Raw genomic sequence first — 11,794 nt, forward strand, 5'->3', positions numbered from 1 at the left:
GACTAAAAAGAACTCAACATGAAAAAACATTTACTTGTGGTTACTACGTGCTTATGCATGCTATATGCACATATTTTGCAGGCGCAATCCCAGAGGATCTCCGGCAGTATTTCGGACGGAGATTCCGGGAAGCCGCTTGCAGGAGTTTCAGTTTCTGTGAAAGGAAAAAATACCGGGACGGTCACCAACGCCGATGGTGTTTTTGAGTTAAAAACGGCCATTCCCGCGACGTTGCTCATTTCTTTTGTCGGATACGCTAGACAGCAAATAAATGTAAGCTCAACCGAGAATATTCAAATCAGTCTCATACCTTCTATTGAAGAGTTAAATCAGGTCGTTGTTTCCGCGTCACGGGTGGAAGAGAATATTTTGCGTTCGCCTGTCAGCATTGAAAAAATGGACGCGCGTGCCATTCAGCAGTCGCCTTCGGCTAATTATTACGATGGGCTGGTCAACATGAAGTCGCTGGATATGGTTACCAGCAGCCTTACCTATAAACAAATCAATACGCGGGGGTTTAATACTACCGGAAACAGCCGGTTTTTACAACTCGTTGACGGTGTGGATAACCAGCCGTCGGGGCTTGGTTTTGCGATGGGGAATTTGTTTGGGCCGCATGATATTGATGTGGAGAGTGCCGAACTGATTCCCGGCGCTGCGTCAGCGTTATATGGCCCGATTGCGTTCAATGGTATGCTCAATACCAGGACCAAAAATCCGTTCGAATATCAGGGTCTGAGTGCTCAGACCAAATTCGGGGTCAATCACATTGGTGACGGCACCGGATTGGGCGCCAAGCCGTTGTATGATCTGGCAATGCGTTACGCAAAAGCTTTTAACAATAAATTTGCCTTCAAGGTCAATGCATCTTACCTGAAGGGAACAGACTGGTATGCAAATGATTACACTGATATTGATCCCAATACACCATCTGCCAACCGGGGGCCAAACAACCCGGGGAGAAATGCGCTGAATATTTACGGAGATGAGGTGGCGCAGACAATCCCGGACATCGGCCGTGTTTCACGCACAGGTTACGAAGAAAAAGATCTCGCTACCTATGGCGTATACAGTTTGAAACTCAATGGGGCTTTGCATTACAGGATTACCGACAAGCTTGAAGCGATCTACCAGGGGAATTTCAATCAGGGTACTGCCCAGTACACAGGAAGTAACCGTTTTGTGATCAACGATTTTAAGTTCATACAGCACAAACTGGAGTTGAAAGGCAGTAATTTCTATGTGCGTGCTTACAGTAACAAAGAACTTTCCACCAATTCTTACAATACCCGGGCGTTGGGCCAGCACATCAACAGAACCTGGGTCAAAGACCTGAAAGGCGTCACAGTAACGCCTGACAAAGCCGATGCAGTCTGGTTTGAAAGATACATTGCAGCCTACAATGGTACAATTACCGGTGTCACAAATCACGATCATACCTCTGCGCGCTCTTTCGCCGATCAGGGACGTATTCTGCCCGGTTCTTCGGAATTTGAAAGTGCAAAAGACAGGCTTATCCAAACCCGGGGCCTCGCGGGCGCGGGCATTCTCAGCCAGTGCAGTTTGCGCCACATTGAAGGTATGTATGATTTCAGCTCAGTCCTCAGATTTATTAATCTTCAGGTCGGAGGAAATTACCGGAAATATTACCTGGATACAGGCGGAACATTGTTTGATGATAAAGACAAAGACCTCACTAATCAGGAGTACGGTGTGTTTGCGCAGGCTTCAAAGGCATTGTTGAAAGATAAATTGAAAATTACATTGTCAGGTCGTTATGATAAAAACGAAAACTTTGACGGCCGTTTTACACCCCGGGCGTCAGCTGTGTTCTCTCCAACTGAAAACCATCATTTCAGAGCCTCATACCAGACCGGTTTCAGAAACCCTACGATCGGTGACCAATATATCAAACTGAATGTTGGGCCGATCATCATTCTGGGTGGCGCACCGGTCAATTCCCAGGGGTTGAATGCCTACGAAAACTCAGTGACGATCGCCTCGTTCGGGGCTTTTGCAAGTGCTTTTGGGGAGGATATGGCACAGGGTACACCTTTCCCTCAGGCTGTGGCGAACAATAAGAATAAGTTGGTAAAGTCCAATGTACCTTATATCAAATCGGAAAAGGTGAAAAGCTATGAGATTGGCTACAAGGGGTTGATCGCTAAGAAGTTGCTTTTTGATGTGAATTACTATTATAGCGAGTATACGGATTTTATGATCAATACAGTAGTAGCCCGTGCAAAATCGGATATCCTGCTTGGGGACGGATCTGTAAATCCGGCGGCGGCGGCCGAATTACTGGGTGCGGACAGGCAGCTTTTTCAATTATATACCAATGCAGCCGACAAGGTTTCTATCCAGGGTGTAAGCGCGGGGCTGACTTATTCGCTGCCCAAAAATTACAAACTCGGCGTCAATGCGACCTGGATCGATTTCAATATGCGGGAGGCGGATCAAAACAACATCCCTGCCTTCAATACCCCGAAATGGAAAACCAATGTCATGTTCGGAAATGCCCGGCTGACCGATAAAATCGGCTTTAACCTTGCCTGGCACTGGCAGCAAAGATTCGACTGGTACGGTACGTTCACAGAAATGGCACCGGGAAGAGTGCGCGGCTACAGCCTGCTCGACGCCCAGGTAAGCTACCGTATTCCCAGCCTGAAAACGATCGTGAAACTGGGCGGATCAAACATTACCAATAAGTATATCGTACAGGCCTATGGTTCGCCTGCGGTCGGCGGCTTGTATTACATCAGTTTGAACTTTGATCAGCTTTTCAGATAGCAATAGGCATGGAAACACTGGAAATCGTTAATACCGGATCAATGAGCAGCACCAGAAAATGGCTGGCGTTCGGGCTGTGCGTGGTAAGTTATATGTTGAGCGGTACTGTATCAACTCTTATGTCTGTATACTTGCCTGTGGCCATTCCTGAGCTCAAAGGGCAGCCGGTCAGCGAGGCAGAGCTGGGGAAGATCGGGGCTTATGTCAATGCGCTTTTTTTGTATGGCTGGATGTGCGGCGGGTTATTGTTCGGAATGGTCAGTGATCGCGTTGGGCGGGTCAAATCACTCACTTTGGTTACGGCACTTTACGGCATATTCACATGCCTTGTCACGATAGTTCCCGATTGGTATATGTTACTGGCTTTTCGGTTTGTAACCGGAATGGGTGTGGGCGGCGTGTTGCTCATCACAACCGTATACATTTCAGAAATTTGGGAACAACGTACCCGTGCAGTCATGCTGGGGATTCTGGCGGTTTTTTTTCCGGTTGGAATTGTAACCACGGGCAGCCTGAACCTCCTTTTTTCCGACTGGCGGACTGCTTTCGGGATCGGGATAATCCCGGTGATGACCGCGCTGCTGATTTTTTTATTGGCGCCCGAATCGGACAAATGGAGCAGCACGCGGATTGAAAAAAGTAATTCCGGAGGATTGTTTCAAGCAACAAATAAAGCCAATCTGATATCCGGCTCGGTCATTTTCGGTTCTGTATTGATCGGGCTTTGGGGGATATTTTCGTGGTTGCCTACCTGGGTGCAAACTTTACTTGTATCGGGTGAAGACGGACAAAAAGAGAGGGGTCTAACGATGATCCTGCTTGGTATGGGAGGTATTACCGGCGGAATATTCTCCGGAATACTGGTCAACCGGCTTGGAAAACGCAAAACACTGATGTTCACATTTGGCAGCTGCCTGGTTTTGTGCACGATCCTCTTCCTGACTAACCGTGAATTCTCAAGCATTGTTTATGTCGAAACTGCCCTGCTTGCTTTTTGTTTCGGATTGAGTCAGGGCACATTGTCGGCTTATATCCCGGAGTTGTTTCCCGTTTCCGTACGTGCCACGGCAACCGGTTTTTGCTTCAATGCAGGTAGGTTTTTTACAGCCACAGCGGTGTTTTTTATTGGAGCGCTCGTGAGTTTTTTGGGCGGGTTCGGCAATGCGCTGCTGGTATTTACCATTCCTTTTTTGGTCGCGTTGGTCGTGACGGCGAAGAGTAAAGAAGCGAAGTTAGTATAGTATCATAGGTTAATAAATAGGCAAACGGATTTGCCGCTTGGTGAATCCGTTTCTTTTTTTTTACTTCTTGACATATAAAAGACTTGCTGTTGATTGTCCTTCACTACTATGAAAAAATTATTTTACATTGGAATTGCAGCCATTATTCTCTACGAGATCGCAAAAGTTTATTTTATTATGCCGATGCCGGGCAGCCAGCAGATGAACAGCATTGACCTGGCTTATTTCCTGCATTCCTGGCGTTGGTTTTTTCGTATATTTTTCTGGGTATTGATTCTGTCGGGGGCTATTTCGGTTTTTAAGGCGAAAAGGAAATGGCTGCCGGCGCTGGTTTTGCTAATTGCCGCAGGAATTACTTACGCCACTAATTTTGAAATGGCAGCCGATACCATGTTTTATCAGCCCAATGAGGTGATTTTGCATCATGCTGCCCAGAATAAAGTGGAAGACAATCGGCTGGTGATTGGGGTAGAGGCGAACGGAGAGGCAAAAGCATACCCGATCCAATACATAGGATATCATCACCAGGTCCAAGACATTCTTGGGGGAAAGCCGATAATTGTGACTTATTGCACTGTTTGCAGGACCGGAAGGGTTTTCGAACCTCTCGTAAATGGGCAAAAAGACGCATTCCGGCTAGTAGGGATGGATCATTTTAATGCGATGTTTGAAGATCAGACTACCGGAAGCTGGTGGAGACAGGCTAATGGCGAGGCGATTGCAGGGCCATTAAAAGGTAAATTTCTACCTGAATTGCCTATCACGCAAACGTCTCTTGCACAGTGGCTGAGATTACATCCTGACAGCAAAATCATGCAACCGGATCCTGCATACCAGGTTAAATATGATTCCATGAGCAGGTATGAAACCGGCAAAGGCCGTTCCGCATTGACTTTGACCGACACTACATCCTGGAAAGACAAGTCGTGGGTGGTGGGAATAAAGGTCGGCCAGGCCAGCAAAGCGTTTGACTGGAACCGTCTGAAAAAAGAAAGAATTATAAATACCAGCGTAGGATCAAGACCCATTGCAGTTGTTTTGTCAGAAGACGACAAAAGCATTTTTGCATTTGACCGGGTTACCCAAACCAATACTTTTTCTGTTAACCATGACACTCTGTTCTTAAAAAACAGCGCCTATAACTTTCTTGGTAAAAGCGTTTCGGGCAGTGCAACCGACCTGAAACCGGTTAATGCCTATCAGGAATTCTGGCATAGCTGGCGAACCTTTAACCCCAAAACCGAGCGCTATTGAATTCGTATCACGTTATATGACAGTCACTTGCATTTAAGTTATTTTTTGAATAAATCTCTACCAATCAAATAATGAAATCTCTTATTACCTGTCTTTTGATAGTGTTAATATTCCTTTCCAGTGACGTCAAAACGATAGCTCAGTCAATCATAAAAGGGCAGGTGCAGAATCAGAAAGGTGTAGCGCTGGAAGGAGTGGCCGTTCGGTTGGAAAATGGAAAAGTAACGGAGACTGACAACACCGGAAATTATATAATTGAAAGATTGCCTGCGGGAGCACATCATATCAAATTCTCGATGGTCGGTTACGAAGCACTTGACAAAAAAGTTGAACTGACTGCCGGGCAAACGCTGATACTTTCTGTTTCGATCCGCGAGCGTGTGCAGAACCTCAATGAAGTAACAGTTGAAGACCGCAGAAATGTAATTTATACCGAAGCCTTACCAGACGTTCACAACAACACTTTCATAGCAGCCGGTAAAAAAAGTGAAGTGGTACAATTGAAAGGAGTAAATGGGAACATAGCTGAGAAAACCGGGCGTCAGATTTTTGCCAAGATCCCGGGCGTTTTTGTCTATGACATGGACGGCAGCGGTAATCAGATCAATATATCTACGCGCGGGCTCGATCCGCACAGATCCTGGGAATACAATATCCGGCAGAATGGCGTCATCACCAATTCTGATATGTATGGATATCCGGCAAGCCATTATAGTCCTGCAATGGAGTCGATTGAGAGAGTGGAGCTGGTAAGGGGCACATCGTCTCTGCAGTATGGTGCCCAGTTTGGCGGGATGATCAATTATGTATCCAAAGGTCCGGATACATCCAAAGCTTTTACTTTTGAAACCATTAATTCAGCGGGATCTTTCGGATTATTCAGTTCTTATAATGCTATTGGCGGCAGGATAGGGAAGTTTACATATTCGGCATATTATCAAAAAAGGCACTCAAACGGTTACAGAAAGAATGCTAAGTCCGATGCAGAATCTCAATTCGTAAGCCTGTCGTATGACATCAGCCGGTCGCTCGGCATTAAGGCTGAATTGGGACGTTCATCCTACATTTACCAGATTCCGGGCCCGCTCACAGACGCTATGTTCGCTGCCAATCCCCGCCAATCGACGCGTTCACGCAATTATTTCAACCCAGACATCTATGTCCCTTCGATTACCCTAGATTGGAAAATCAATCCGGGCACGTACCTGAAATTTACCAATTCGGGCGTGTACGGGGCCCGAAACAGTGTCATTTTTGACGCTTTTGCCAATGTCCCCGACACGATCAGCTCTGCAACGAAATCTTACCGGGCGCGTCAGGTTGACATTGATAATTTCAAGAGCTTTACTTCTGAGATCCGTTTGATACATCATTACGAGATCGGGGGCGTCAAAAGCATATTGTCGGGCGGTGTGCAGTATATGCATAACAAATTGCGCAGGAGGCAACTTGGAAAAGGTACAACAGGTAGTGATTTCGATCTGACGGTTACCGATCCTGCCTTCGGAAGGGATTTGTATATGACCACTGACAACATAGCTATTTTTGCAGAAAATATGATCTGTCTCTCTTCCAAACTGAGCGTCTCGCCGGGTTTCCGGATCGAAAGCGGCGCTACCGATATGACCGGGAAGATCAGCTATTACAGCCCCGAAAATCTGCCCAACAAGATCAAGCACAAGTTCCCGCTGTTTGGAATCAGCACACAATACCGAATTGATGCTCAGAACCGTATTTACGCGGGATTTTCACAGGCATACAGACCAGTTGTTTTTAAGGATATCATTCCGGGATCGGTTTTGGAAAGAGTGGATAAGAATCTCAAAGATGCTTACGGATATAACCTGGAAGCGGGTGTGGGCGGTAATGTGCAGGGAAAAATGAAGTATGATATTGGTGTATTTCAGGTGTCGGTCAACAACCGTATGGGAACTGTTTCAATGCGTGATGAAAATAATGCCGCCTATCTTTTCAGAACAGTTACCGGTGACACCCGGACACGCGGGGTAGAGGCTTATATTGAGTATAGTTTATTCAGAAGCGTCAACTCTTCTCTGCCGACAGAACTGTCGGTATTTACATCAACTTCCTATTTCGATGCAAAATACCTGAAAGGAAATGCGGTTGTGAACAATGAAAATACGAGCGTTGAAGGAAATAGGGTAGAGGGCGTTCCCAACTGGATTTCCCGGAACGGGATTCAGTTTCAGTATAAAAAACTGTCACTGACGTGCCAGTACAGTTATGTCAGCTCCAATTTCGCGAATCCTTTGAACACCATCGAGCCATCTGCGAACGGCACGATTGGCAAGGTGCCAGGGTATGGTTTGCTGGATCTGAACGGCACCCTGCATATCACCAGAAATTACAGCCTGCGGATGGGGATCAACAATATCACCAACAAGCAATATTTTACCAAAAGGCCAACAATGTACCCGGGAGCCGGGATATGGAGTTCCGATGGGCGAAGTATTGGAGTGTCGTTTGGAATCAAAATCTGACGGATCAGTAGCCTGCATGGTATTGCAGGTACCTGGTTTTTATTTGCTAATCATGGGTAAGCCGGTCCAATGCTTCTGAGGTTGTACTTAAAAAGTTGATCCTCCCGGCCTTATTACTTTCATAAATAAAATCTTTTAAGCTTTTGCCGGGATATTTGCTAAAATCGCCGACAATAGCCAGACGCATACGGTAGGTAGAGAATTTTTGAAGAATTTCGCCGGCAATGCCAGTCTTGAGATCAAAAAAATCAGGTGTAATGTTTTTCTCATAAATGATCACCTTGTCGAAATCCTGGTAGTACAAATTACCTATCAGGTCGGTCCCGTCCCCGATTGTCGCAATGATCAAACCTTCGGCTGTCACCTCCGCAATTTTCTGCCCGTTGATCTGATGTGTTTTAATTTCCATTTGATTGTTGCTGCTTAGCTGTTGAGTTGAATTGTATTCAGCTTCGTTGGCAAATATCATATTCTCAATACTTTTTGCCAAAGGTGCCTTGCTTTTACGCAGGATTATTTCTGGCAGGTGAAAGTCGGAGGGAATAGTTAGCGCCGGGGGATGTCGGCGCTAACAGAATAGATAAATATGGATGTATTTTGTATCTCAGATTATTTTGTGACGTGCGCCAATTTTTTAACTGTATAGTTTTCATTGATCTTTAATCTGCAAAACAATATTTCACTAGTACTATCAGGCAGCTCTTTTACCGGATACTCCCATTTACCTTTTGCGTGCGGATTGTTTACCACCGTTTGAAGAACCAGTCCCTGGCTGTCAATAATTTCCAATCTGACATGGCTATTGTTATCGGGCACATCAAACGCGACCGTAAATCCATCGGTATAGGGGTTTGGGTAGGCATTGAGTTCAAAACCGGGTTGTTCATTTTGGTTATCTTTAACAATATCTATCCCCTCCCGCTGGTTGGCATACTTGCCCACATTTATCGACGGTGAAATGTGCCAGTTTCCTATGGCATCTTTTATATGGCACTTGATGCCAAGATACTTACCATCAGTTGTAAATGTACTCGCACTTCCTCCCGGAACCGGAGGGTAATTAGCATCAGTTGTGTTCCAGATATACTGAACCCCTCCGGAAGGGGCGGTAAGTGTTCGCCAGTCAGCGTCGATTTTCGAATAGGTTAGTTGCGGCACCCAACTCGCTGAGATTGGATTGACCAAACCACCGATAGTCGCGTACCATTTATTGGCCAGCCAGGTAAGCCCTTTAATGGATCCGGAGCCTTCGTAAAAATGGGTACTATCACCCCGGTATTCGTCGCCGCCATCGTTAATGGTCGTAGCCCCTGAACTTCCATTTACATAGTCTGTGTCAGGCCCGCTAAGATTTGGCAAACCCGTTACGACATTGCCTTGCCCTGTTCTAACCAACGGCTTAAGAGGTCCGAATTTGCTGATAGACGTTTTGGAGATATACCAGGTCAGGTTAGGAGCTCCGAAATCAGCGCGTGATTTGGCAATTACAGCCTGCAATTTGGCCTGATAATCGGCGGAGCTGGTTGCCTGATAACTTTGAGCAATGGTTGGATCTGCGTCGGATTCTCCCTGATGCCAGAGCACAGCCCGCATGCCGTACACTGATCCAAAATAATTTAACGCGTTTTTTAGCGGCGTATAAGGCTGGCCATAATAGTCAGAAGGAATTACAGAACCTCCCTTATAACCTAAACATATCTGCGCCCCTCCGTAAGGATGTTTTGCTTCGACCCCGTCCACACCTTGCTTCCATTGCGTTATTGTAGTTCCTCCCGACGCCGCATTGAAAAATGCCACAGGCATTCCTCCATTTGCATCAGAGATTAGTTTGCCTAAGGTAGCGTAAGCCCAAATGCTATTTCCTGTTGGCCCCAAGCGGCCATACCGCTTCACCGGATCAGGTGTGTTTAAGGAAAATAGACTGAGGACTGAATGTGGTATGTTTTTAGTGCATGTCTTGTCCTCGGATGTACCAACGATCCATTCCGGGATATTGACATTTGATGGGAGTTCATATTTTGGATCTCCAGTTCCTTGGGCATTTGATTGACCGGCAATGATAAATACGTCTCCAACTCCAAATTTCGCGGAGGCATATGCTACACCATTAAAAAGGATTTCACATAAATACCAGCCTTTAGCGACCAACAGCGTAGTGTAAAACATACCGTTTGCCGCTAAACTCAGGTTCGTCGCAGGTCCCGCTGCTCCTACGACGCCGGTCGTGCTCACCGTCCGGACTCTATAACTCAGAGGAACTGCGAGATTGGTGTGAACAAGTTGTCCCGCAATCGTCACTGTTGCCTTATTGAGCGTGTTGCGCTGGATGACACCATTATTGATAGGATACGACAACGATACGGTTTGTGCACTGCAAATATTTACCGTGAGACAAGTGACCATTAATATCCACGCTTTAAAAAGTTTCATTTTTCAGGAAGTTATTTGTTGATTTTTTAGACGAATATTAGTTTTTGAATCCTACTCCTTTGGAGAATCCTGCGATATCGATCAAAGGGATTTTGGCACCATAATGTTTATTAATAGCCTTGATGACCTCGTTTGTAATAACGGCCTGCCCGAGTGGTGTTGGGTAAATGCCGTCCGATGAGAAGAAATTACCATATGGGCTTCCGTCTATCAAAACGCCGTCATCGGTTTTATATCCGCCCTGGTGAATGCGTTGATATAGGTCGAAAAGATCGACAACAGCGAGGTCTTTTTTTGTCGCATATTCTCGTATTTTCTGGTTATAGTGAAGGGCCGGGTCAGACATATAGCACTCTCCATAATCCAGCACTTCTTTATCTTCGAGATTTGCCCTAAAAGCTCCACCATCCTTGAATCTTTCAAATAGTAGATGGAGCTTCGCCGTCGGGATCAGTGAAAACGGCTTTGCACTGTTTACCAATCCATCCCCTTCGCCGTCCATATTGAAGGTGATGTATACTTCCGATGCCCTTTTTTTTAAATTATCGATAGAGTACCAGTGCATATATGCCAGGTCCTGGTATCGGGGGATTGTAAAAATGACTCCCTTCTGGCCTTCGCTCAATATATTATTGATTGCAGACTCAGTAATCCTGCCGGTGTTCATGATTGAACCGTTGAAGCTATAGTCCCAGAGCCCGACTCGACTTATTGTTTGAATTCCATACATCCAACGATCGAAAAATTCTTCGATGATTACGAATTTATAAGGTATTTCGGATTTAATCTGATCAAATGCTTCTGACATGTAGGGGCGCAGATAATGTTTAAAGCGCGATAGGAAAAGCTTGTTTAAATTGCAATTTGCACAATCATAACCCATCATAAACCTTTCTGCACTTCCATCAGGCAATGCATAATTTGAAATCTTCCCCTGGTATTCCGGCATAGTCGGCGGGCTGCCTGGCGAGATAGAAATAGTATTGTTTATAACCCTGTCCCACTGCGGATACCCGCTTTCCGTATTACGGTATACGTAATAACCTGTACCATTAAAATGCTCTTTTTCAAAAAGGGGCATAGCGAAATTTTGGATACCCATTTGGTGCGCCAGCAGATTGGTGTAGTTGGATTGCTGGCTTTCCCGGGTAATGCCGCCATTCATGACGCCGGCCGTCAAACCACCGCCAAATGCAACCATCTCCATTTCTTGCCCCGGTTTGAGTATACGTCCGAAATCTGCCACTGGGACAGGTGTGGACAACCATTGTTCTATTTTGAGTGCTGGCTGTCGTTCAATATTGTCATGGATCATCTCGGGATATTGCCCCACGGGGTGAACGCGCATAAATGGCCCGGCTGTCCTGGCAGAATCTTCGGCAGTAGGAATATAAATGGGCTCGGCCGGTTGCGGATCGGGCCAGCCCGGGGTGGGTTTATTACATGCAATGAGGGCTACTAAGAATAACAACTTCTTCATTTTTAATTTGTTTAAAGTGAAACATGTAGACAAGGGATTAAAACAGATTCGTGATTTCTGTTCACAAATGGTATAAATGCCTGGAAGAAGAAGTTGAG

At 45.8% G+C, this 11,794-nt stretch carries 7 protein-coding genes; 4 read left to right on the top strand and 3 right to left on the bottom strand.

Features of this window, described 5'->3' with window-relative positions; translation table 11 throughout:
* Positions 1-18: 18 nt before the first annotated feature.
* The 4 genes from FBF61_RS26190 (at position 19) to FBF61_RS26205 (ending at position 7,786) form a co-directional block, all read left to right on the top strand.
* The gene (locus FBF61_RS26190; protein ID WP_138482971.1) at positions 19-2,790 is read left to right on the top strand and encodes a TonB-dependent receptor; all 2,772 of its coding nucleotides are present in this window, start codon (positions 19-21) and stop codon (positions 2,788-2,790) included.
* Between the two features lie 8 nt (positions 2,791-2,798).
* Complete coding sequence (locus FBF61_RS26195) at positions 2,799-4,031, top strand: MFS transporter (protein ID WP_138482973.1); 1,233 nt, start codon at positions 2,799-2,801, stop codon at positions 4,029-4,031.
* A gap of 108 nt (positions 4,032-4,139) precedes the next feature.
* Positions 4,140-5,285, top strand: a complete 1,146-nt coding sequence (locus FBF61_RS26200; RefSeq protein WP_138482975.1) for a DUF3179 domain-containing (seleno)protein — start codon at positions 4,140-4,142, stop codon at positions 5,283-5,285.
* A 71-nt stretch (positions 5,286-5,356) separates the two neighbouring features.
* Entirely contained in the window at positions 5,357-7,786 is a 2,430-nt protein-coding gene (locus FBF61_RS26205) for a TonB-dependent receptor (protein ID WP_138482977.1), read from the top strand.
* A 46-nt stretch (positions 7,787-7,832) separates the two neighbouring features.
* On the opposite strand, the gene FBF61_RS26210 is transcribed toward FBF61_RS26205, so the two are convergent.
* The 3 genes from FBF61_RS26210 to FBF61_RS26220 all read right to left on the bottom strand — a co-directional run bounded on the left by FBF61_RS26210 (position 7,833) and on the right by FBF61_RS26220 (position 11,696).
* Positions 7,833-8,276, bottom strand: a complete 444-nt coding sequence (locus tag FBF61_RS26210) for a DUF4180 domain-containing protein (protein WP_310590287.1) — start codon at positions 8,274-8,276, stop codon at positions 7,833-7,835.
* 119 nt (positions 8,277-8,395) lie between these two features.
* The gene (locus tag FBF61_RS26215) at positions 8,396-10,216 is read right to left on the bottom strand and encodes a sialate O-acetylesterase (protein ID WP_138482979.1); all 1,821 of its coding nucleotides are present in this window, start codon (positions 10,214-10,216) and stop codon (positions 8,396-8,398) included.
* 37 nt (positions 10,217-10,253) lie between these two features.
* The gene (locus FBF61_RS26220) at positions 10,254-11,696 is read right to left on the bottom strand and encodes an SGNH/GDSL hydrolase family protein (protein WP_138482981.1); all 1,443 of its coding nucleotides are present in this window, start codon (positions 11,694-11,696) and stop codon (positions 10,254-10,256) included.
* Positions 11,697-11,794: the final 98 nt, after the last annotated feature.

Source organism: Dyadobacter bucti (genome assembly GCF_005869225.1).
Taxonomy (GTDB): domain Bacteria; phylum Bacteroidota; class Bacteroidia; order Cytophagales; family Spirosomataceae; genus Dyadobacter; species Dyadobacter bucti.

Coding starts and splice junctions, on each gene's coding strand:
- FBF61_RS26190 (WP_138482971.1), top strand. CDS start 19: ATGAAAAAACATTTACTTGTGGTTACTACGTGCTTATGCATGCTATAT.
- FBF61_RS26195 (WP_138482973.1), top strand. CDS start 2,799: ATGGAAACACTGGAAATCGTTAATACCGGATCAATGAGCAGCACCAGA.
- FBF61_RS26200 (WP_138482975.1), top strand. CDS start 4,140: ATGAAAAAATTATTTTACATTGGAATTGCAGCCATTATTCTCTACGAG.
- FBF61_RS26205 (WP_138482977.1), top strand. CDS start 5,357: ATGAAATCTCTTATTACCTGTCTTTTGATAGTGTTAATATTCCTTTCC.
- FBF61_RS26215 (WP_138482979.1), bottom strand. CDS start 10,216: ATGAAACTTTTTAAAGCGTGGATATTAATGGTCACTTGTCTCACGGTA.
- FBF61_RS26220 (WP_138482981.1), bottom strand. CDS start 11,696: ATGAAGAAGTTGTTATTCTTAGTAGCCCTCATTGCATGTAATAAACCC.